General features: G+C 68.4%; 21 protein-coding genes. 6 read left to right on the plus strand and 15 right to left on the minus strand.

The features are described from left to right. Window position 1: 1 nt before the first annotated feature. The 4 genes from BLQ03_RS02355 to BLQ03_RS02370 are packed head-to-tail and all read right to left on the minus strand — an operon-like array spanning window position 2 to window position 3,534. Window positions 2-445 carry a hypothetical protein gene (locus BLQ03_RS02355; RefSeq protein WP_090752308.1) on the minus strand — a complete coding sequence of 148 codons (444 nt, stop codon included), beginning with the start codon at window positions 443-445 and terminating at the stop codon, window positions 2-4. A 55-nt stretch (window positions 446-500) separates the two neighbouring features. Then, entirely contained in the window at window positions 501-1,385 is an 885-nt protein-coding gene (gene mmsB, locus BLQ03_RS02360; protein ID WP_090752310.1) for a 3-hydroxyisobutyrate dehydrogenase, read from the minus strand. Next, window positions 1,382-2,389: an enoyl-CoA hydratase/isomerase family protein gene (locus BLQ03_RS02365; protein WP_090752312.1), complete on the minus strand. Its 1,008-nt coding sequence runs from the start codon at window positions 2,387-2,389 to the stop codon at window positions 1,382-1,384. Before BLQ03_RS02365 ends, mmsB begins: the two co-directional genes overlap by 4 nt. After that, window positions 2,389-3,534 (minus strand): acyl-CoA dehydrogenase family protein, encoded by a 1,146-nt coding sequence (locus BLQ03_RS02370; protein ID WP_090752314.1) that lies wholly within the window; start codon window positions 3,532-3,534, stop codon window positions 2,389-2,391. The genes BLQ03_RS02365 and BLQ03_RS02370 overlap by 1 nt, the downstream gene beginning before the upstream one ends. A gap of 167 nt (window positions 3,535-3,701) precedes the next feature. Here BLQ03_RS02370 and BLQ03_RS02375 point away from each other — a divergent pair, with 167 nt between their 5' ends. Next, window positions 3,702-5,183, plus strand: coding sequence for an NCS1 family nucleobase:cation symporter-1 (locus BLQ03_RS02375; RefSeq protein ID WP_090752316.1), 1,482 nt, complete (start codon window positions 3,702-3,704; stop codon window positions 5,181-5,183). 40 nt (window positions 5,184-5,223) lie between these two features. On the opposite strand, the gene BLQ03_RS02380 is transcribed toward BLQ03_RS02375, so the two are convergent. After that, window positions 5,224-6,723: a CoA-acylating methylmalonate-semialdehyde dehydrogenase gene (locus tag BLQ03_RS02380; protein WP_090752319.1), complete on the minus strand. Its 1,500-nt coding sequence runs from the start codon at window positions 6,721-6,723 to the stop codon at window positions 5,224-5,226. Between the two features lie 95 nt (window positions 6,724-6,818). Here BLQ03_RS02380 and BLQ03_RS02385 point away from each other — a divergent pair, with 95 nt between their 5' ends. From BLQ03_RS02385 to BLQ03_RS02400, 4 genes are all read left to right on the plus strand, one after another. Beyond that, a complete protein-coding gene (locus BLQ03_RS02385) occupies window positions 6,819-7,715 on the plus strand; it encodes a LysR family transcriptional regulator (RefSeq protein ID WP_090752322.1) in 897 nt (298 codons plus the stop codon). A 57-nt stretch (window positions 7,716-7,772) separates the two neighbouring features. Beyond that, on the plus strand, window positions 7,773-8,213 hold the full coding sequence (locus BLQ03_RS02390) for a CBS domain-containing protein (RefSeq protein WP_090752324.1): 441 nt from the start codon (window positions 7,773-7,775) through the stop codon (window positions 8,211-8,213). 83 nt (window positions 8,214-8,296) lie between these two features. Further along, window positions 8,297-8,815 (plus strand): pantetheine-phosphate adenylyltransferase, encoded by a 519-nt coding sequence (gene coaD / locus BLQ03_RS02395; protein WP_090752327.1) that lies wholly within the window; start codon window positions 8,297-8,299, stop codon window positions 8,813-8,815. 143 nt (window positions 8,816-8,958) lie between these two features. After that, window positions 8,959-9,768, plus strand: coding sequence for a DUF2189 domain-containing protein (locus BLQ03_RS02400; protein WP_425415714.1), 810 nt, complete (start codon window positions 8,959-8,961; stop codon window positions 9,766-9,768). 52 nt (window positions 9,769-9,820) lie between these two features. On the opposite strand, the gene BLQ03_RS02405 is transcribed toward BLQ03_RS02400, so the two are convergent. From BLQ03_RS02405 to pyrC, 7 genes are all read right to left on the minus strand, one after another. Next, window positions 9,821-10,318 carry a bactofilin family protein gene (locus BLQ03_RS02405; protein ID WP_090752332.1) on the minus strand — a complete coding sequence of 166 codons (498 nt, stop codon included), beginning with the start codon at window positions 10,316-10,318 and terminating at the stop codon, window positions 9,821-9,823. Further along, on the minus strand, window positions 10,308-11,543 hold the full coding sequence (locus BLQ03_RS02410) for a DUF5930 domain-containing protein (protein ID WP_090752334.1): 1,236 nt from the start codon (window positions 11,541-11,543) through the stop codon (window positions 10,308-10,310). Before BLQ03_RS02410 ends, BLQ03_RS02405 begins: the two co-directional genes overlap by 11 nt. 190 nt (window positions 11,544-11,733) lie before the next feature. Beyond that, entirely contained in the window at window positions 11,734-13,131 is a 1,398-nt protein-coding gene (locus tag BLQ03_RS02415; protein ID WP_090752336.1) for a helix-turn-helix domain-containing protein, read from the minus strand. Window positions 13,132-13,286: 155 nt separating this feature from the next. Further along, a complete protein-coding gene (locus BLQ03_RS02420) occupies window positions 13,287-13,643 on the minus strand; it encodes a DMT family protein (RefSeq protein ID WP_090752338.1) in 357 nt (118 codons plus the stop codon). Next, a complete protein-coding gene (locus BLQ03_RS02425; RefSeq protein ID WP_090752341.1) occupies window positions 13,634-15,127 on the minus strand; it encodes a replicative DNA helicase in 1,494 nt (497 codons plus the stop codon). Before BLQ03_RS02425 ends, BLQ03_RS02420 begins: the two co-directional genes overlap by 10 nt. Window positions 15,128-15,266: 139 nt before the next feature. Next, window positions 15,267-15,935, minus strand: coding sequence for an orotate phosphoribosyltransferase (locus BLQ03_RS02430; RefSeq protein ID WP_090752343.1), 669 nt, complete (start codon window positions 15,933-15,935; stop codon window positions 15,267-15,269). Beyond that, complete coding sequence (gene pyrC / locus BLQ03_RS02435; protein ID WP_090752345.1) at window positions 15,932-16,975, minus strand: dihydroorotase; 1,044 nt, start codon at window positions 16,973-16,975, stop codon at window positions 15,932-15,934. The genes BLQ03_RS02430 and pyrC overlap by 4 nt, the downstream gene beginning before the upstream one ends. A 143-nt stretch (window positions 16,976-17,118) precedes the next feature. Between pyrC and BLQ03_RS02440 the strand changes: the two genes are divergently transcribed. Next, entirely contained in the window at window positions 17,119-17,421 is a 303-nt protein-coding gene (locus tag BLQ03_RS02440) for a hypothetical protein (protein ID WP_090752347.1), read from the plus strand. Between the two features lie 113 nt (window positions 17,422-17,534). On the opposite strand, the gene gap is transcribed toward BLQ03_RS02440, so the two are convergent. The 3 genes from gap to BLQ03_RS02450 form a co-directional block, all read right to left on the minus strand. Beyond that, complete coding sequence (gap, locus tag BLQ03_RS02445; RefSeq protein ID WP_090752348.1) at window positions 17,535-18,554, minus strand: type I glyceraldehyde-3-phosphate dehydrogenase; 1,020 nt, start codon at window positions 18,552-18,554, stop codon at window positions 17,535-17,537. A gap of 121 nt (window positions 18,555-18,675) precedes the next feature. Continuing rightward, window positions 18,676-18,819, minus strand: coding sequence for a hypothetical protein (locus BLQ03_RS18230; protein ID WP_175558748.1), 144 nt, complete (start codon window positions 18,817-18,819; stop codon window positions 18,676-18,678). 114 nt (window positions 18,820-18,933) lie between these two features. Next, window positions 18,934-19,962 carry a flagellar motor switch protein FliG gene (locus tag BLQ03_RS02450; protein WP_090752350.1) on the minus strand — a complete coding sequence of 343 codons (1,029 nt, stop codon included), beginning with the start codon at window positions 19,960-19,962 and terminating at the stop codon, window positions 18,934-18,936. Window positions 19,963-20,005 lie beyond the last annotated feature (43 nt).

Genomic DNA, 20,005 nt, shown 5'->3' on the forward strand with positions numbered 1-20,005 from the left:
CTCAGTCGAGGATCGTGTCCACCGTGCGGATGACCGACAGCACCTTGGCGGTGCGCGAATCGATCCTCACCAGCCGCCCGTCGATGATCGCGTAATTTTGCCCGCGCGGGGCCTGCGCCAGCCCGTAAAGTCCGGGCTTGCGCACCACATGGACGTGACGCCAGTCCACGATGCGGCCCACCAGCCCGTTGCGCGCCTGCCCCGGCGGGACGCAGGCGGGCGACTTCTTCGCCAGTCCCGGCGGGCAATGCGCCCGCTCGTCCCTGACCACCACGACCTGGCCGCGCCGGTCGCGGGCCTGGGCGCGTGCGGGCGTGGCCTTGGCCTGCGCGGCGGCATGGCCGCGCGGCCCCTTCTGTCCGGCATGTGCAGGCTTGTCCGCATGGCCGAGCGCCGGCACCACCAGCGCCACCGCGGCGACGGCAAGAAAACCTTTCAGCTTCATGCGGCGTCCTTTCTGCTGCGTCCGGATCAACGTCCGGCCGTGGCCGGGGTTTCGCTCAGGCCGTGCCCGCAGGCCGTCCCCGCCCGGCAAGCCGCGGCAGCATGGCAGAAAAGTCACGGCCCCGCCCGTCCTCGCGCTCCACGAACTCGGCGTAAAGCCGCGCCGCCAGTTCGCCCATGGGCGTGTCGGCATCCGCGCTTTCGGCCGCCTGCTGGGACAGGCGCAGGTCCTTCAGCATCAGCTCGGCCGCGAAACCCGGGCGATAGCCGTTGTCGGCGGGCGAGGTCGGCCCCACCCCCGGCGCCGGGCAATAGGCGTTCATAGACCAGCTGTAGCCCGACGAGGTGGACACGACGTCGAACATCTTCTGCCGGTCCAGACCCAGCTTGTCGGCCAGGGCGAAGGCCTCGCAGGTGGCGATCATGGTCACGCCCAGGATCATGTTGTTGCAGATCTTGGCCGCCTGACCCGCGCCCGAATCGCCGCAATGGACGGCCTTCTGGCCCATGACATCGAACAGGGGCTTCACCTTCTCGAAGGCCTCGGCCGTGCCGCCCACCATGAAGGTCAGCGTCCCCGCCGAAGCGCCGCCGACCCCGCCCGAGACCGGCGCGTCCAGCGCCCCCAGCCCCGCCGCCCGCGCCTGTTCCGCCACCGCGCGGGCGCTGTCCACGTCCACGGTCGAGCAGTCGCAAAGCACCGCGCCCGCTTTCATCGCCGGAATCACCTGGTCGGCCACGCTGCGCAGGATCGGGCCGTTCGGCAGCATGGTGACGACCACGTCGGCGTCGCAGGCGGCCTCGGCCGCGCTCAGCGCCGGGGTCACGCCCTCGACATCCGCGCCCGCCACATCGAAGCCCGAGACTTCGTGCCCCGCCGCCACGAGGTTGCGGGCCATCGGCCCCCCCATGTTGCCAAGGCCAATGAATCCGACCTTCATGCGTCATCCTCCCACAACAGTTCGCCTGGTCCCAGATCGGCCAGCATGGCGTCCACCTTTGCCCTGTCCGCGGCCGAGCTCCACGCCGGCTTGCGGTCCTTGTCGATGATCTGGGCCCGCACGCCTTCCAGGAAGTCGCTGTCCGCCGTCGCGCGATGGGTGAAGCGGTATTCGCGCGACAGCGACTCCTGCATCCGCAGGTCGCCGCGTGCGGCCCGCACCATCGCCAGCGTCGCGGCCATGGACAGGGGCGAGTTGCGGCGGATGGGCTTCAGCGCCTCGTCGTCGCCGGCGTGTTCAAGCGCGGCCACGATCTCCTCGACCGTGCGCCCGCCGAAGGCCGACAGGTCGCGGCTTTCCAGCGCCGCAGGGGGCGGGGCCTGACGGTGCAGGGCCGAGGCATCGCCGGTCTCGGCCAGCCTGTCCTTCACGGCCTCCCACTCGGCCTCGGGCAGGTAGATGTCGGCAAACCCCGCGTGGATCGCGTCGCCCGGGCCCATGCGCGCGCCCGTCAGGCCGAGGTATTCCCCGATCCGCCCCGGCGCGCGGGCCAGAAGCCAGGTGCCGCCCACGTCGGGGATCAGGCCGATGCCGGATTCGGGCATGGCCACCTGCGTCGTGTCGCCCACGACGCGATGGCTGGCATGACCGCCGATGCCCACGCCCCCGCCCATGACGAAGCCCTGCATGAAGGCGACGACCGGCTTGGGATAGTCCTTGATCGTGGCGTTCATGCGGTATTCGTCCGCGAAGAAGCGCTGTCCGATCCCGTGGTCGCCCGCGCGGCCGCCGTGATAGACCGCCGCGATGTCGCCGCCCGCGCAGAAGGCGCGGTCGCCCTCGGCGTCGATGATGACCAGCCGGACGGCCGGATCGTCGCGCCAGCCGTCCAGCGCGGCCTTGATCGCATTCGCCATCTCGTGGCTCAGCGCGTTCAGCGCCTTGGGGCGCGTCAGGGTGATGCGGCCGGCATGGCGGTCGCGGCGGATGTTGAGGTCGTCCATCAGCCACGCTCCGCCAGCAGGGCGCGGCTGACGATCAGCCGCATGATTTCGTTGGTGCCTTCCAGGATCTGGTGCACGCGCAGGTCGCGCACGATCTTCTCGACGCCGTAATCGGCCAGATAGCCATAGCCGCCATGCAGCTGCAGGCAGCCGTTCGCGACCTCGAAGGCGCGGTCGGTCACATACATCTTGGCCATGGCGCAGAACTTGGTCGCGTCCGGGGCCTTGTTGTCCAGCTTCCAGGCTGCCTGCCGCAGGAAGGTGCGGGCGGATTGCAGCGCGACCTCCATCTCGGCCAGCTTGAACTGCAGCGCCTGGAACTGGTCGAGCGACTTCCCGAAGGCCTTGCGCTCGCCCATGTAGCGGATCGTCTGGTCCAGCGCCGCCTGCGCGCCGCCCAGCGCACCCGCCGCGATGTTCAGCCGCCCGCCGTCCAGACCGGCCATCGCGTAGGTGAAGCCGCGCCCTTCCTCGCCCAGCAGGTTTTCGGAAGGCACAAGGCAGTCGTCGAACTGCACCTGCGTCGTCGGCTGCGCCTGCCAGCCCATCTTGTGTTCCAGCGCGCCGAAGGACAGCCCCGGTGCCCCGTCCTCGACCACGAGCGTCGAGATGCCTTTCGGCCCGTCCTCGCCCGTGCGGACCATGCAGATGTAGGCGTCCGAATAGCTGCCGCCCGAGATGAAGGCCTTGGTCCCGTTCAGCTTCCAGCCCGCGTTGGTCCGGTCCGCACGCGTCCGCAGGGCGGCGGCGTCGGACCCCGAACCCGGCTCGGTCAGGCAGTAGGAGAAGACCTTCCTCATGCTGCACAGGTCGGGCAGCCAGCGTTCCTTGTCCTCGGGCTTGCCGAACTTGTCGATCATGCCGCCGCACATGTTGTGGATCGACAGGAACGATCCCACCGCCGGGTCGGCCATCGCCAGCGCCTCGAAGACCAGCGTGGCGTCCAGCCGCGTCAGCCCCGAGCCGCCGTAATCCTCACTGACATACAGCCCCCCGAAGCCCAGCTCGGCAATGCGCGGCCAGAGGTCCCGGGGGATGGTCCCCGCGGCCTCCCAGGCGCGCGAATGGGGCGCGATATGCTCGGCCCCGAAATCGCGCGCCATGTCGAAGATGGCCTGCTGTTCCTCGGTCAGTGCGAAATCCATGCGACCTCCCATCGCCCGTCTGATCGGATTTTGCGCCTAGGGGCGCAGTGTTGCACAACTATTGCAAGGCGCGCGGCCGAAAGGCCAGCGGCGCGCAAGGACATTGGACAGACTCGCGGGGCCGGCGCAGGCTGGGTGCGACGCAACCATGCACAAGCGGATTTCCCATGCAGGTCACCAATCCCTCGCCCGCGCTTTACAACGAGGACCTCGCCCCCGCGCAGGAACGGCGATGGGGCGCCTTCTCGATCTTCAACGTCTGGACCTCGGACGTCCATTCGCTGTGGGGCTACTATCTTGCCGCCAGCCTGTTCCTGCTGTGCGGCAACTTCTGGAACTTCCTGCTGGCGATCGGGGCGGGCTCGCTGGTCATCTACTGGCTGATGACGCTGGTGGGCGTGGCGGGCGTCCGCACCGGCGTGCCCTTCCCGGTGCTGGCGCGGGCCTCCTTCGGCACCTTCGGCGCGAACATCCCCGCGCTGATCCGGGGCCTCGTCGCCTGCTTCTGGTACGGCGCGCAGACCGCCGCCGCCTCGGGGGCGCTGGTCGCGCTGATGATCCGCTGGCCCGCGATGCTCGAGTTCCACCAGTCCAGCCAGCTGCTCGGGCATTCCACGCTCGAGGTGATCTGCTACCTGCTGGTCTGGGCCGCGCAGCTTCTGATCATCCAGCGCGGGATGGAGACGGTGCGCCGCTTCCAGGACTGGGCGGGACCGGCGGTCTGGCTGATGATGCTGATCCTCGCCATCTACCTCGTGGCCAAGTCCGGCCGCTTCAGCTTCGGCGAGGAAATCCCCCGCGACGTGCTGGTCGAGGCGACACGCGACGCGGGCATCTCGACCCCGCCGGGCAGCCTGCCCACGCTGATGGCGGTGGCCGCGACCTGGATCACCTATTTCGCGGCGCTTTACCTGAACTTCTGCGACTTCTCGCGCTATGCGACGTCGGAGCGATCGCTCAGGATCGGCAACCTCTGGGGGCTGCCCGTCAATCTGCTGGCCTTCTGCCTTGTGGCCGGGGTGACGACCACCGCCGCCTTCCACGTCTACGGCGAGGTGCTGCTGCATCCCGACCAGATCAGCGCCAAGTTCGACAGCTGGTTCCTGGCGCTGCTGGCCGCGCTGACCTTCGTGGTGGCGACGCTGGGGATCAACGTGGTGGCGAACTTCGTCTCGGCCGCCTTCGACTTTTCCAACGCCGCGCCGCGCGCCATCGACTTCAGGCGGGGCGGGCTGATCGCGGCGGGGATCGCGCTGGTGCTTTACCCCTGGGCGCCCTGGGAAACGGGGGCCACGCGCTTCGTGAACTTCATCGGCTCGACCATGGGGCCGATCTTCGGGATCATGATGGTGGACTATTACCTGATCCGGCGCACGCAACTGAACGTGCCCGATCTTTACCGCGAGCGGGGCGAGTTCCGGTTCAACGGCGGCTTTCACGGCAAGGCTTTCGTCGCGCTGTTCGTGGGCATGGTGTTCAGCTCGATCCTGCCGACCTTCACGACGCTGCTGCCGTCCTGGTGGGGTCTTTACGGCTGGTTCTTCGGGGTGCTGATCGGCGGCGCGAGCTACTGGCTGATGCGTCGGGGCGACGCGGTCTGGTCGGGCGGCGTCTCGGGCCGGACCCCGGCCAGCACCGGCTCGCATTAGGGCAGGGCAGGGCGCCCCCGGTCAGGGGCGCCCGCGTCGTTCAGTCCATGGCCTTGAAGTTGAAGGCCGCGCCTTCCTTGATTCCGCTCGGCCAGCGGCTCGTGACCGTCTTGGTCCGGGTATAGAAGCGGAAGGCATCCGGCCCGTGCTGGTTCAGGTCGCCGAAGCCCGACTTCTTCCAGCCGCCGAAGGTGAAATAGGCCAGCGGCACCGGGATCGGGACGTTGATCCCCACCATGCCGATGTTGCAGCGGCTGGCGAAATCGCGCGCGGCGTCGCCGTCGCGGGTGAAGATCGCCGTGCCGTTGCCGTATTCATGGTCCATCGCCAGACCCAGCGCTTCCTCGTAGGAGGCCGCGCGGACGGTGGACAGCACCGGCCCGAAGATCTCGGTCTTGTAGATGTCCATGTCCGGCGTCACGCGGTCGAACAGGTGCGGGCCGACGAAGAAGCCGTCCTCGTAGCCCTGCAGGCTGAAGTCCCGGCCGTCCACGACCAGTTCCGCGCCCTGTTCCACGCCGCGTTCCACCAGCCGCAGGATGTTCTCCTTGGCGGCGCGGGTCACGACCGGGCCGTAGTCGATGTCGTTGCCGGCGGTCCAGGGACCGACCTTCAGCTTCTCGATCCGGGGCACCAGCTTCTCGATCAGGCGGTCGGCGGTTTCCTCGCCCACCGGCACCGCGACCGAGATCGCCATGCAGCGTTCGCCCGCCGCGCCATAGCCCGCGCCCACCAGCGCGTCCGCCGCCTGGTCCATGTCGGCGTCAGGCATGATGATCATGTGGTTCTTGGCGCCGCCGAAGCACTGGGCGCGCTTGCCGGTCTGGGCGGCACGCTCATAGATGTACTGCGCGATCGGGGTCGAGCCCACGAAGCCCACGGCCTGGATGATCTCGGAATCAAGGATCGCGTCCACCGCTTCCTTGTCGCCATGGACGACCTGCAGCACGCCGTCGGGCAGGCCCGCTTCCTTGAACAGCGCCGCGATCATGTTCGGCACGGAGGGGTCGCGCTCGGAGGGCTTCAGGATCACCGCGTTGCCCGAGGCAAGCGCCGGGCCCAGCTTCCACAGCGGGATCATGGCCGGGAAGTTGAAGGGCGTGATCGCCGCGACGACCCCAAGCGGCTGGCGCATGGAATACATGTCGATGCCGGGACCGGCGCCGTCGATGAACTCACCCTTCAGCAGGTGCGGCGCGCCGATCGAGAACTCGATCACCTCGAGGCCCCGCTGAATGTCGCCCTTGGCGTCCGGGAAGGTCTTGCCGTGCTCGGACGACAGCATCTCGGCCATCTTGTCCATGTCGCGGTTCAGCAGCCGCACCATCTCCATCATGACGCGGGCGCGGCGCTGGGGGTTGGTGGCGCCCCATTTCACCTGCGCCTCGGCCGCGCGCTCGATGGCGGCATCGACCTCGGCCTTCGTGGCCAGGTCCACCTTGGCCTGGACCTCGCCGGTCGCGGGGTTGAAGACATCGGCGGTGCGGCCGGACTTGCCGGGCGCTTCCTGGCCGTCGATCCAGTGGTGAATGGCGCGCATGATAGGCTCTCCCCATATTTCGGGCGGAACCTACCCTTGCGCAAACGCAGGCGTAAAGCGACGATGCGGCCAAACCGTTTTGCAGGAATGCAGGTATGGACTGGGACGACCTCCGCATCTTCCTGGCCGTCGCGCGCGAGGAATCGCTGTCCCGCGCGGGCCGGCGGCTGGGGATGGACGCCTCGACCGTGGGGCGGCGCGTGGCGCGGCTGGAAACCGCGCTGGGCCGGGTGCTGTTCGCCAAGACCCCGCAGGGCTACGCGGTGACCCCCGAAGGCGCGGCGCTGGTCCCCCATGCCGAGGCCGCGGAGGTGGCGGCGCAGGCGGCGGCCGAGGCCCTCACCCAGGGGGGGCTGACGGGGCAGCTGCGGATCGGCGCGCCGGACGGCTGCGCCAACTACCTGATGCCGCAACTGGCCGCCCGGCTGATGGATGAGCATCCTGGGCTGGAAATCCAGATCGTCGCCCTGCCGCGCGTCTTCAACCTGTCCCGGCGCGAAGCCGACATGGCCATCGCCGTCAGCCGCCCGCAGACGGGCCGGGCGGCGATCCAGAAGGTCGCCGATTACCGCCTGCATCTGGCCGGGCACGCCGACTACCTCGACCGCCACCCGCCGATCCTCGGCCCCGCGGACCTCAGGGGGCACCGGATGATCGGCTATATCCCCGAGATGATCTTCGACCGCGAACTCGACTACCTGTCGGAAACAGGGGCGGACCATGCGGCGCTGTCGTCGAACTCGGTCAGCGTGCAGATGCAGGCGATCCGGGCCGGGGCGGGGCTGGGAATCGTCCACGACTTCGCTATCCCCTTTGCGCCGGGGGTGCGGCGGGTGCTGTCCGACCGGATCGCGCTGACCCGGTCCTTCTGGCTGCTTCGCCCGGCCGACGACCGCCGCTCGGCCCGGCTGAACCGCCTGGCCGAGGCGGTGGCGCTGGGCCTGCGCCGCGAGGTGGCGCGGCTTGAATCGCTGGTCGACGCGCAGGGTTGACGAAACGATCCGTCGCGGCAACGCTGGGTGGTGACACGAACACCAAGGGGTCCCGCCATGATCGTGAAGCAGATCCTCGCCATGAAGTCCGGTCCCGACGAGATCGTGACGATCCGGCCCGACACCACTGTCGCCGAGGCGGCGCGGCTGCTGTCGGAACGCCGGATCGGCGCGGTGGTCGTGTCCTCGGACGGACGCAAGGCCGAGGGCATCCTGTCCGAGCGTGACATCGTGCGCGAACTGGGCCGTTCGGGCGCCGAGGTGCTGGAGCGCACGGCCAGCGAGATGATGACCCGCAAGGTCAGCACCTGCGTCTGCGCCGACGACGCGCTCGAGGTGCTGGAGCGGATGACCCAAGGGCGCTTCCGTCACCTGCCGGTGGTGGACGACAAGGGCGAGATGCTGGGGGTCGTGTCCATCGGGGACGTGGTGTTCGGGCGCCTCAAGGAACTGAACGCCGAAAAAGAGGCGCTGACCGGGATGATCATGGGCAACTGAGGCCCTGCCGCTGCATTGCAGCGCTTGCAAAGCGGCGGCGTTTCGGTTTGCGTTCCTGACGGAACCGTGAACGGAGCAGACCCATGCGGATCGGCCTTTATCCTGGCACCTTCGACCCGATCACGCTGGGCCATGTGGACATCATCCAGCGCGCGGCGACCCTTGTGGACCGCCTTGTGATCGGCGTGGCCATCAACCGCGACAAGGGCCCGCTGTTCTCGCTGGAGGAACGCGTGGCCATGGTCCACGCGGAATGCGACGCCATCGGCCAGGCGCGCGGGGTCGAGATCGTGGTTCATCCCTTCGAGAACCTGCTGATCGACTGCGCCCGCGACGTGGGCGCCAGCGTCATCGTGCGCGGCCTGCGGGCGGTGGCCGACTTCGAATATGAATTCCAGATGGTCGGCATGAACCGCGCGCTGGACGCCAGCGTGGAAACCGTCTTCCTGATGGCCGACGCCCGGCGGCAGGCCATCGCCTCGAAGCTGGTGAAGGAGATCGCGCGGCTGGGGGGCGACGTGTCCAAGTTCGTCACCCCCGCCGTGAACCAGGCACTGCGCGCCCGCTATGCGGCGGCCCCGGCCGAAAGGAAGGCGGGATGAGCGATCCGGGCGTTCCGAGGCCGCAGCCGATCCCCGACCCGACCCGGCCGCCGATGCCCGACCCGGCGCCGGACCCCGCGCCCGGCCCCGCCGGGGCGCGCCGCGTGAACTTCACCCGGCTGACCAGCTACGACGAGCCGGGAATGCCCTACCGCCCCGGCTCGGTCCGCGACGACATCACCCCCGACGCCATTCCCACGCCCGCGCTGGTCGGCTTGGAGGCCATTGTCGAGTCGCTGCGCGCGGGCTGGTCCGACTTTCAGCGCGCGCCCGCCTTCGGCCTGTTCTTCGCGGGATTCTACGTGCTGGGCGGGCTGGTGCTGACCGCCGTCGCCACCGCCTCGGGGCAGGAATGGTGGCTGATGCCCTTTGTGGTGGGCTTTCCGCTGATCGCCCCCTTCGCGGCTGTGGGCCTGTACGAGGTCAGCCGCCGGATCGAGGCCGGGCTGCCGCTCGACTGGCCGGGCGTGCTGGGCGCGGTCTTCGCGCAGAAGGACCGGCAGGTGCCGTCGATGGCCATGGCGATCCTGCTGATGTTCATGTTCTGGGTCTTTGTCGCCCACACGATCTTCGCGGTCTTCATGGGCATCCAGTCGCTGACCAACATCACCACCTCGCCCGAGATCCTGCTGACGGGCCGCGGCCTGACGATGCTGGCGCTGGGAACGGTGATCGGCGCGGGCTTTGCCGCGGCGCTTTTCGGCATGACCGTGGGGGGGCTGCCCCTGATCCTCGACCGCGAGGTGGACCTGGTCAGCGCCATCATCGCCAGCTTCGACGCGGTGACCTCGAATGCGCTGGTGATGCTCGCCTGGGCGCTGGTGATCGCGCTGATCCTGTTCGCCGGGATCGCGCCGCTGTTTTTGGGGCTCTTCATCGCCCTGCCGGTGCTGGGCCATGCCAGCTGGCACATGTACCGCCACCTACTGCCCCCCGAGGACGACGAGGGCTGAAACGAAAACAGGCGCCCGCAGGGGCGCCCGTCCGTACCCGCTCTCGGGAAAATCAGTCGTCCAGATCGACCGGCTGGGGTGGCGCCAGCTTCGGCGTGATGCCGTTGCCCAGCGGGTCTTCCTGCCGCTGGACCGAGCCTTCGAAATGCGCGCCCGACTCGATGGCGATGGTCTTGTGGACGATGTCGCCCTCCACCCGCGCGGTGGCCGACAGGCGCACCTTGAGGCCCCGGACGCGGCCCACGACGCGGCCGTTCACGATGATCTCGTCGGCCACGATCTCGCCCCGGATGGTGGCGCTTTCGCCGACCGTCAGCTGGTGGGCGCGGATGTCGCCTTCCACCACGCCCTCGATCTGGGCGTCGCCCTGGGTCGTGATGTTGCCCTTGACCGTCAGGTCGCTGGACAGGACCGAGGGGCCGGAGCGCGCGCGCATCGGCTGGGGAGCTGCGGGAAAGTCAGGCTTGGTGTCCATCACGGGCCGGTTCACTTCGGAGTCCTGGGTAAAGGCCCGAGGGCCGGGTTCTGTGACGCGGGTCTTAGAAAACATTCTGTGCGGCCTTGATGAAGCTCATGGGGTTCACGGCCTTACCGTCCACGCGCACTTCATAATGCAGATGCGGTCCGGTCGAGCGGCCGGTATTGCCCATATCACCGATCAGGCTGTTGCGCGAGACTTTCTGGCCCACTTTCACCCGGATCTTGGACAGGTGGCCATAGCGCGTCTCGGTCCCCAGCTCGTGCTGGATCTTGATCAGGTTGCCATAGCCGCGCTGCCAGCCGGCATAGGTCACGACACCGTCGCCGGTGGCGAAGATGGCGGTGCCCACGGGGCCCGCCATGTCGATGCCCTGGTGCGCGCGGCCCCAGCGCTTGCCGAAGCCCGAGGTGAAGCGGAACGCCGACTTGACCGGCATCGCCAGCGGCAGCTTGCTGACGGCGATCTTGTAGTCCTTGACCTTGCCCAGCGAGACCATGACCTCGCTCGCGCGGGCCTCGGATTCGGTGATCGCCGCATTGCCGCGCGACGAATAGCCCATGGGCGTCAGCGGGCCGCCGGTGCCCTCGTAACCCTCGCGGACGGTCGCCAGAAGCTGCTCGCTGTCCACGCCGACCTGCTTGAACATCTCGTCCAGCGGCTTGACCGAGGCTTCGACGGCTTCCTCGAGCTGGGCGAAGATCTCCTCGTTGCGGGCGATCATGGCGTCGCGCTCGACAGCCATCGCCTCGGCCGTGCGGACGGCCTGGTCGGCGCGCATGGCGGCGGCGCTGCGTTCGGCGGCGGCGGTCTTCAGCTCGTCCGACAGGACGCCCAGGGCGGCCGACATCTCCTCGGCGCGCGCGGCCTGGGGCAGGGCGCCGGATGCCTGGGCCTCGGCTTCGGCCAACTGCCGGCGCGTGTCCTGCGCCTCGGCCAGGGCGTCGTGCAGCGAGGCCTGGACCGCGCCGATGCCGCTTTCCAGCTCGCGCCGCTTTTCTTCCGACGCCAGCAGTTGCGACTGCATGGCCGAGATCTGGTCCAGCGCGGCGGTAAAGCGCGTCTGCGCGGCCGTGGCGTCGGCCGCGCGGGCGTCGCGCTCGGCGACCAGCTGCGCAAGCTCGCCTTCAAGGGCCGCCGTTGTGGTGCGCGGGCCGGTGGCGTCCAGCGCCAGGATCGAGGTGGCCACCGCAGCCCAGCCGAAGGCCATCACCGTGCCGACCCGGCGCACCATCGGGCGGCGGGGCGCAGCCACAGGAGTATCGGTTGCGGAACGGAGAGAAGCCGATCGCGTCATGGGGTGATCCAGTCGTGAGAGGCCGAGGCCAAGGCCTCGAGGTTGCGGCTTGCTAACGGAAACCGTGGCGCGCATGCAACGCTTGCAGAAATCTTTGCATTCTGGTCGGCGGAACCTCGCCCAATGCGGCGGAAAGGGTGGAACCTTTCCGCGCAAACCCGCCATTGCGACGATGGCAGCCCTTGCCGACTCAGGCGATCGCGTAGGGCAGTGGGCCGGTGCGGTCGCCCGGGATCGTCACCTTCCGGTCGATCGGAGGGACGGAACGCTGGTGGCAATCCTGCCGCGGGCAGATGCGGCAACTGACGCCGATCTGCTCGTAACCCGCCGGGTTCGCGACATCCAGGTCATCGGCATAGGTCAGTTCGCGCGCATGGGCGATCTCGACCCCCAGGCAGATGGCGAAGCGGCGCACGGGCGCGCGGAAGGCGCCGCCGGGCTTGGACACCTCGCGCGACAGGCACAGGTAGCGCACCCCGTCGGGCGTCTGCGCGAGCTGGCGCAGGAACTGGCCCGGCGTCTCGAAGGCGCGATGGACGTTCCACAGGGGGCAGGCGCCGCCGAAGCGCGCGAATTGCAGGCGCGTGGCGGAATGGCGCTTGGTGATCGTGCCCGCCTGGTCGACGCGGACGAAGAAGAAGGGGAGGCCGCGTTCCCCCGCCCGTTGCAGGGTGGAGAGCCGATGCGCCACCTGCTCCAGCGAGGCGCCAAAGAGATGCGCGAGCCGTTCAAGGTCGTGCCGTTCCGCCCGCGCCGCCGAAAGGAAGCTGCGGTAAGGCAGAAGCGCCGCACCGGCGAAGTAGTTGGCCAGCCCCAGCCGCGCGATGTCCCTTGCCGCCTCGCTGCGGAAGCGGGCCAGATCCAGCGTCGCGTCCAGCAGTTCGGCCCGGGTTTCCCGCGCGACAAGGTTCAGCAGCTGGAAGACCTGCGTCGCGGGGTCCGCCACCGCGTTCAGCGTGATCACCTCGCCATCGCGCCGGAAGACCGATCCGGGCGGCAGTTCGGCGGTGCGCACGGAAATGCCACGTTCCGCCAGCGCCGCCAGCGCCCGCTCCATGGGGGGCACGCGCCGTCCCTCGGGGCAGGCGAAGCGTTCGGCGGCGCGGTCCACGGCGTCGATGTAGTTGTCGCAGTAATGGAAGAAGTCGCGCACCTCTTCCCAGGGAGAGGTCAGCGCATTCTGGCCCGTGGCGCCGATGGCCTCGTCCAGCGCCGCCAGCCGGTCCTGCCCCTCGCGGTGGGCGCGGTAAAGGTCGAGGAAGGCCCGCACCAGCCCCGGCGTGTTCGAGGCCGCCAGCCGCATGTCGGCCAGCGTCGGCGCATCGTCGAACAGCGGATCGGCCAGCGCCTCGGCCAGGTCCACCACCATCCGGTCCGCGTCGCCCGCCGCCAGCGCGCCGACGTCCACCGAGAATTCGGACGCGAGCCGCAGCAGCACCCCGGCCGAGACGGGGCGGTGATTGTTCTCCATCTGGCTGAGATAGGGCAGCGAGACGCCCAGCCGGTCGGCGAAGACCCGCTGCGTCAGCCCGTGGCGGTTGCGCGTCTCGCGCAGCGAGGCCCCGGCATAGATCTTGTGGCTGGCCATCGGTCCCTCCTGCCGCGTCGTTTGCAAAATCGTCGAGGATTTGCAAACGCAAATGCAGGATGGCGTTCAGATCGGCTGTGCATGGCCTGTGCATCGCTCGTGCATCAGGTGCACGGTCCTTGGAAGACGGTAGGGTGCGTGCCTTGCACGCACCGTCACCCCCAGTCGTGGAACACGAACCAGGCGCCCGCGCAGATCAGCCCGAAGCCGACGGCGTGTTGCCAGCCGAGCCGCTCGCCGAGGTAGAGCCACGAGAAGCCCGCGAAGACGGTCAGGCTGATGACCTCCTGGATGGTCTTCAGCTGGGCCGCGCTGAAATGCCCGTGACCGATGCGGTTGGCGGGCACCTGCAGGACGTATTCGAAGAAGGCGATGCCCCAGCTGACCAGGATCACCGTGACCAGCGGCGCCGTCTTGAACTTGAGATGCCCGTACCAGGCCAGCGTCATGAACAGGTTCGACGCGACCAGCAGACCAATGGTGACGACAGGGACGGGCAGGCTCAGCCCCATTGCTGGACGTGGTGGCGTTCCAGGTTGCCGAAGCGGGTGAAGCGGCCCTCGAAGCTGAGCTCGACCGAGCCGATGGGCCCGTGGCGCTGCTTGCCGATGATGACCTCGGCCTTGCCATGGACCTGTTCCATCAGCTTCTGCCAGTCGGCCATCTTGTCGAGGTCGTGGTCCGAGGGCTTCTCGCGCTCGCGGTAGTATTCCTCACGGAAGACGAACATCACGATGTCGGCGTCCTGCTCGATCGAGCCGGATTCGCGCAGGTCGGAAAGCTGCGGGCGCTTGTCCTCGCGGCTTTCGACCTGACGGCTTAGCTGCGACAGCGCGATCACCGGGATGTTCAGCTCCTTGGCGATGGCCTTGAGCCCCTGGGTGATCTCGCTCACCTCGTTCACGCGGCTGTCCTTGGCCGAGGCCGCGCGCAGAAGCTGCAGGTAGTCCACGATCAGCAGGTCGAGCCCCATGGTCCGCTTCAGCTTGCGGGCGCGGGCGGCTAGCTGGTTGATCGGCAGGGCGGGCGTGTCATCGATGTACAGCGGGCAGTTCTGCAGCGCGTGGGCGGCTTCGACGAAGCGGCGGAACTCCTCTTCGGACAGTTCGCCCCGGCGGATCAGTTCGCTGGGCACCTCGGCGGCTTCGGACAGGATCCGGGCGGCTAGCTGCTCGGCCGACATTTCCAGCGAGAAGAAGCCGACGACGCCGCCGTCCACCGTGCCCCGGCTGCCGTCGGGCAGATCGCCCATCCGGTGCGCCTTGGCGACGTTGAAGGCGATGTTGGTGGCCAGCGAGGTCTTCCCCATCGAGGGGCGCCCGGCGAGGATCAGCAGGTCCGACTTGTTGAGGCCGCCCAGCTTGGCGTCGAGGTCGATCAGCCCGGTCGAGATCCCCGACAGCTTGCCGCCGCGCTGATAGGCGGCGTTTGCGGTTTCCACGGCGCCCGTGACGGCCTGCAGGAAGGACTGGAAGCCGCGCTCGGCCACGCCCTGCTCGCCCAGCTTGTACAGCGTCTGCTCGGCGGTCTTGATCTGGTCCTCGGCGTCGTCGTCGATGGCGACGGTCGCGGCGCGGGCCGAGATTTCCTGCCCCAGCGCGATCAGCTCGCGCCGCAGGGCGAACTCGCGGATCATCCGGGCATAGTCGCGCGCGGCGTAAGAGGACACCGCGGCCCCGGCCAGGCGTGCGAGATAGGCGGGGCCGCCCAGTTCCTTGAGCCCCGCGTCATGTTCCATGAAGGCCTTGATCGTCACCGGGCTCGCCAGCGCGTTCCGCACGATGCGCTCGGAACACAGCTCGAAGATGCGGCGGTGGACGGGGTCGTAGAAATGCTCGGCCCGGATGAGGCGGGTGATCGAGTCGAACACGTCGTTGTTGGTCAGCAGCGCGCCCAGAAGCTGCTGTTCGGCCTCGATCGAGAAGGGCACGGAAGGGATATCGGACTCGTCAGCGGCCGCCGGACGGCGGGGCTCGAGCGCGCGAAGCTCGTTCATCTCATGTCCTCGACTCGGGTGCGCTGACTATCTCACGCCCCGCCGCAGGGGTCCACGATCCCGCCCCGCATCGGCGCGGGACGGATCGGTGGAAAGCCTGTGGATAAGGTATGAACCTGTGGATAACCCTGTGGCTGAATCAGGGATGAGCCGCCTGCCAGCCGCGCGGGTCGTTCAGGAAAGCCTCGACTTCCGAAAGGGTTGCCTGGTTGAAAGATCCCTGCGCCCTGGCTTCTTCCAGCACGTCCCACCACGTGCACAGGTGATGCAGCGTTACACCATGGTCGGCCAGACGCTGCGTCGTCTCGGGAAAGATGCCGTAGTAGAAGATCACCGCCGTATGGGCGCAACTCGCCCCCGTTTCGCGGATGGCGTCCACGAAGGACAGCTTCGATCCGCCGTCGGTGGTCAGGTCCTCGACCAGCAGCACGCGCTGGCCTTCGCGCATCTCGCCCTCGATCCGGGCGTTGCGGCCATAGCCCTTGGGCTTCTTGCGGACATAGGTCATGGGCAGGCCCAGCCGTTCCGCGACCAGCGCGGCAAAGGGGATGCCCGCCGTCTCGCCGCCCGCGATGTTGTCGAAGGCCTCGAAGCCCGCGTCGCGGCAGACCGTGGCCGCCATGAAGTCCATCAGCGTGCCGCGGATGCGCGGGTAGGAGATCAGCTTGCGGCAGTCGATATAGGTCGGCCCCTTTAGCCCCGAGGCATAGGTGAAAGGCTCGGCCGAGAAGTGCACGGCCCTGATCTCCAGCAGCATCCGGGCGGAGAGGCGGGCGATCTCCTCGCGCGTGGGGAAACTCAGGGTCATGCGTCGGTCTCGATATGCCAGAACAGGGGGAAGCCGGGGTCGAAGACGGTCACAGTCTCGCCCCCCGCCTCGATGCGGTCGGGGAAGACGGCGGGCTCGTCATGACGGACGAGGCGGATGTGGTCCTCGTTCGGGGGCAGGCGGTAGAAGGCGGGGCCGTTCAGGCTGGTGAAGCCTTCCAGCTTGTCCAGTGCGCCCGCTTCCTCGAAGACATGGGCGCAGATGGACAGCCAGTTCGGCGCGGTGAAGCAGCCCGCGCAGCCGCAGGCGCTTTCCTTGGCGCGGTCGGGATGGGGGGCGCTGTCGGTGCCGCTGAAAAAGCGCGGGTCGCCCGAGGTCGCCGCCTCGACAAGCGCCAGCCGATGGGATTCGCGCTTGGCGACCGGCAGGCAGTAGTAGTGCGGCCGGATGCCGCCAGCGAGGATGTGGTTGCGGTTGATGACGAGGTGATGCGTGGTGATCGTCGCGCCGATGTCGCCGCCCGCGCGGACGTAGTCGACGCCGTCCCTGGTCGTCACATGCTCCATCACCACGCGCAGGCCTGGGGTCGCGCGGCGGACCGGGTCAAGGACACAGTCGATGAAGACGGCCTCGCGGTCGAAGATATCCACGGCCTGGTCCGTCACCTCGCCATGGACGCACAGCGGGATGCCCGCTTCCGCCATCGCCTCGAAGACGGGCCGCACGCGGTCGAAGTCGCGCACGCCGCTGGCCGAGTTCGTGGTGGCGCCTGCCGGATACAGCTTGACCGCCGAGATGATGCCGGCCCCGTGGGCGGCCAGGACATCGGCCGGATCGGTGGTCTCGGTCAGATACAGCGTCATCAGCGGACGCAACGTCGCGTTTTCCGGCAGTGCAGCCAGGATGCGGGCGCGGTATTCTGCCGCATGCGTCCCTGTCACCACCGGAGGAACGAGGTTGGGCATGATGATCGCCCGGCCCAGTCCGGCGGACCAGGGGGCCACGGCCGCCAGCATCTGCTGGTCGCGCAGGTGAAGATGCCAGTCATCCGGACGGCGCAGTCGCAAGAAGTTGTTCATGACTTGCATCTATAATGAACCGTATGGCGTTAGCCAGAAGCCCGACGTTGCCCGAGGGCAGGCCGTGGCAACTGTGCGCGCAGCCTTCGCCGTGCAGGATGATCCCGGCTGACGCGGCGGCTTATCGTGAAAGGATATCGTGGATGAATATGATGATCGCACCCTACGCGCCTTCGATGCGGCTTTGGGGGGATCTGATGCACATGGGGATCGAGGCTCAGTTCATCATGACCCTGCGCACGGCGGGGATGCTGGGGATGCTGCCCCACGGCAAGGACGAAAACAGGCTGATGGTCACCGAAAAGACCGATGCCTGCCGCGAATCGCTGAGCGCGGCGTTCCGTTCGGCCGCACGTGGTGCACGCGCCGACCAGATCCTCGCGGCGGCGCTGAAGCCTTACGGCCGCCGGACCCGCGCCAATGCCAAGCGGCTGGCGCGTCGCTGAAGCTGCGGACTCCGGCGCCTCGCGCCGGGACGATGCCGAATGCTGCCGGACAGGGCAGCCGCAATGAAAAGGCCCGGCGATTGCCGGGCCTTTCGTCGATCCGGCGGGCGATTTCAGATCAGCTTGCCCATGGTGACCGCCGTGTCCGACATGCGGTTCGAGAAGCCCCATTCGTTGTCGTACCAGGACAGGATGCGGACCAGCTTGCCTTCCATGACCTTGGTCTGGTCCATGTGGAAGACCGAGGAATGCGGGTCGTGGTTGAAGTCCGAGGACACCAGCGGCTCCTCGGTATAGCCCAGGATGCCCTTGAGCTTGCCGTTGGCTGCTTCCTTGATCGCGGCGTTGATTTCCTCGACCGAGGTGTCCCGGGCGGCTTCGAACACCAGGTCCACGACCGAGACGTTCGGGGTCGGCACGCGGATCGACACGCCGTCCAGCTTGCCCTTGAGGTTCGGCAGCACCAGGCCCACGGCCTTGGCCGCGCCCGTCGAGGTCGGGATCATCGACAGCGCCGCGGCGCGGGCGCGGTAGAGATCCTTGTGCATCGTGTCCAGCGTCGGCTGGTCGCCGGTGTAGCTGTGGATCGTGGTCATGAAGCCGCGGGTGATGCCCACCGCCTCGTTCAGGACATAGGCCACGGGGGCCAGGCAGTTCGTCGTGCAGGATGCGTTCGAAACGACGTGGTCGCCCGATTCCAGCGTCTCGTGGTTCACGCCGTAGACGATGGTCTTCAGCGCGCGGTCGGTGGACCATTCGCCCGAGACGGGGGCCGAGACCAGCACGCGCTTCGAGCCGTTCTGCAGGTGGATCTTGGCCTTCTGCCCGTCGGTGAAGATGCCGGTGCACTCCAGCGCCACGTCCACGTCGCCCCACGGCAGCTTGGCCGGGTCACGCTCGGCGGTGACGCGGATGGGCCCGCGGCCCACGTCGATGCTGTCGGCGGTGGTGGTCACCTGGGCGGGGAAGCGGCCGTGGACAGAGTCGTAGCGCAGCAGATGCGCGTTGGTCTCAACAGGACCCAGGTCGTTGATCGCCACGACCTCGATGTCGGTGCGGCCCGATTCAACAATCGCCCGCAACACGTTCCGCCCGATCCGGCCAAAGCCGTTGATCGCTACCTTGACTGCCATGAATACCTCCAACCGCTGGTCTGCGCGGGAAGGGGAATGCCCAAGATGGGCGGGAAATGCAATCAGGCGACCAGGTGCATGGTTTCCGGGGCTCGGCTGTCCCGGAAAGTCCGCAGGCGGATCAGCGCCAGAAGCTGACCCATTCGACCAGGTGCAGCATCTGCCGCCCGACCAGCAGCGGCAGGTTCCAGTGCAGGGCGGCCGCGTCCAGGACAAAAAGGCCGAGGATCAGCAGCGCCAGCACGAGCGCGATCTTGTTGGTCATGGGGCCGCCCCGGAACGATACCGCATCCTCTTAGTCACGGGCGCGCACGGCCTGCAAGTCCACGGGGGAAGCCCGTCCTTCCGCCGCAATCCTGCGCGGCACCCCGCAGCCCTGTCATCCGGCCCCACCGGTGTCGTCCTCCTCCTCGACCAGCAGGAACAGCTCGCCCGCCTGTTCCATCCGCCGGATCGCGGCGACAACGGCGTTCATCGCCTCTTCGGCGTCCCTGGAGGTGACCTTGCCCACGGTTTCCATCTCCTCGCGCATGCTGTCGGCCAGGCGTGAGGAAAGGCCCGCCAGCAGGAACTCGACCGTGGGGGCGTTGTCGCCGGTGGCGCCCGCAAGCGCGCGGGTCATGGTCGTGGCGTCCACCTCGCGCACGATGCGGGGGACATCGCGCGGGTCGATGCGGCGGGGAATGTTGGCCCAGGTGAAGATCGTCTTGCGCACCCGGCCCGCGAAATCGGCGTCGTCCTGGTCCAGCCCCGCCAGCACCGCGTCGCGCGTGAGCGCAGGGGCGAAGTTCAGGATCGCGCCCACCTTTTCCACGGGCTGCCCCTCGATCGCGGGCTGGGGGCGGGCGTCGATGGCGCGGATCAGCGCAAGGCCGATGCGGCGCAGGGCCGGCGCCTCGATCCCCGCGGTCAACGACATCGCATAGGCGATCTGCCGCGCCAGTTCGGCGTCGAGCAGGCCGAAGACCTCGGAGGCGCGGGCGACGGGCAGGCGGGTGAACATGACCGCCGCGACCTCGACCGCCTCGGTCCGCGCCACCTCGGCCAGTTGCGCGGGTGGCATCGCGGCGATGCGGTCCCAGGGGTCCGTCGCGCCGTTCAGGGCCGCGAGTCGGCGCAGCCGGTTTGTCGTGTCCGCAGACAGATGCGCGCCCAGAAAGTCCAGCGTCCCGTCGATCGAGCCGGGGAAGGTAACGCCCACGGCCTCGATCATGTCGCAGAACTCGGCGATGACCCCGTCGCAGGTGTCGCGGTCCACCAGCTCCATCCCCGCCATTTCCTGCGCCAGCAGCGCCTGCATGTCAGGGGGCAGGCGCGACAGGTCCAGCCCCACCCCGTCGGCCAGCATCACGCGCACCACCACCGCCGCCTTCTGCCGGGGCGAAAGCCCCGGCGCCGCCCTGAGCATCCGCGCCCCCTTGAGTCGAACCCTTGGGGAACATCCTGCCAGA

The organism is Paracoccus chinensis (genome assembly GCF_900102885.1).
Classification (GTDB): domain Bacteria; phylum Pseudomonadota; class Alphaproteobacteria; order Rhodobacterales; family Rhodobacteraceae; genus Paracoccus; species Paracoccus chinensis.

Bases quoted from the DNA above. Each gene is read 5' to 3' on its own strand.
- BLQ03_RS02430 (WP_090752343.1), bottom strand. From the start codon at position 15,935: ATGACCCTGAGTTTCCCCACGCGCGAGGAGATCGCCCGCCTCTCCGCC.
- BLQ03_RS02415 (WP_090752336.1), bottom strand. From the start codon at position 13,131: ATGGCCAGCCACAAGATCTATGCCGGGGCCTCGCTGCGCGAGACGCGC.
- BLQ03_RS02365 (WP_090752312.1), bottom strand. From the start codon at position 2,389: ATGGACGACCTCAACATCCGCCGCGACCGCCATGCCGGCCGCATCACC.
- BLQ03_RS02400 (WP_425415714.1), top strand. From the start codon at position 8,959: ATGCCCTACCGCCCCGGCTCGGTCCGCGACGACATCACCCCCGACGCC.
- BLQ03_RS02425 (WP_090752341.1), bottom strand. From the start codon at position 15,127: ATGAACGAGCTTCGCGCGCTCGAGCCCCGCCGTCCGGCGGCCGCTGAC.
- BLQ03_RS02380 (WP_090752319.1), bottom strand. From the start codon at position 6,723: ATGCGCGCCATTCACCACTGGATCGACGGCCAGGAAGCGCCCGGCAAG.
- pyrC (WP_090752345.1), bottom strand. From the start codon at position 16,975: ATGAACAACTTCTTGCGACTGCGCCGTCCGGATGACTGGCATCTTCAC.
- BLQ03_RS02390 (WP_090752324.1), top strand. From the start codon at position 7,773: ATGATCGTGAAGCAGATCCTCGCCATGAAGTCCGGTCCCGACGAGATC.
- BLQ03_RS02410 (WP_090752334.1), bottom strand. From the start codon at position 11,543: ATGACGCGATCGGCTTCTCTCCGTTCCGCAACCGATACTCCTGTGGCT.
- BLQ03_RS02385 (WP_090752322.1), top strand. From the start codon at position 6,819: ATGGACTGGGACGACCTCCGCATCTTCCTGGCCGTCGCGCGCGAGGAA.
- BLQ03_RS02405 (WP_090752332.1), bottom strand. From the start codon at position 10,318: ATGTTTTCTAAGACCCGCGTCACAGAACCCGGCCCTCGGGCCTTTACC.
- BLQ03_RS02450 (WP_090752350.1), bottom strand. From the start codon at position 19,962: ATGCTCAGGGCGGCGCCGGGGCTTTCGCCCCGGCAGAAGGCGGCGGTG.
- BLQ03_RS18230 (WP_175558748.1), bottom strand. From the start codon at position 18,819: ATGACCAACAAGATCGCGCTCGTGCTGGCGCTGCTGATCCTCGGCCTT.
- gap (WP_090752348.1), bottom strand. From the start codon at position 18,554: ATGGCAGTCAAGGTAGCGATCAACGGCTTTGGCCGGATCGGGCGGAAC.
- BLQ03_RS02420 (WP_090752338.1), bottom strand. From the start codon at position 13,643: ATGGGGCTGAGCCTGCCCGTCCCTGTCGTCACCATTGGTCTGCTGGTC.
- BLQ03_RS02375 (WP_090752316.1), top strand. From the start codon at position 3,702: ATGCAGGTCACCAATCCCTCGCCCGCGCTTTACAACGAGGACCTCGCC.
- BLQ03_RS02440 (WP_090752347.1), top strand. From the start codon at position 17,119: ATGAATATGATGATCGCACCCTACGCGCCTTCGATGCGGCTTTGGGGG.
- mmsB (WP_090752310.1), bottom strand. From the start codon at position 1,385: ATGAAGGTCGGATTCATTGGCCTTGGCAACATGGGGGGGCCGATGGCC.
- BLQ03_RS02355 (WP_090752308.1), bottom strand. From the start codon at position 445: ATGAAGCTGAAAGGTTTTCTTGCCGTCGCCGCGGTGGCGCTGGTGGTG.
- BLQ03_RS02370 (WP_090752314.1), bottom strand. From the start codon at position 3,534: ATGGATTTCGCACTGACCGAGGAACAGCAGGCCATCTTCGACATGGCG.
- coaD (WP_090752327.1), top strand. From the start codon at position 8,297: ATGCGGATCGGCCTTTATCCTGGCACCTTCGACCCGATCACGCTGGGC.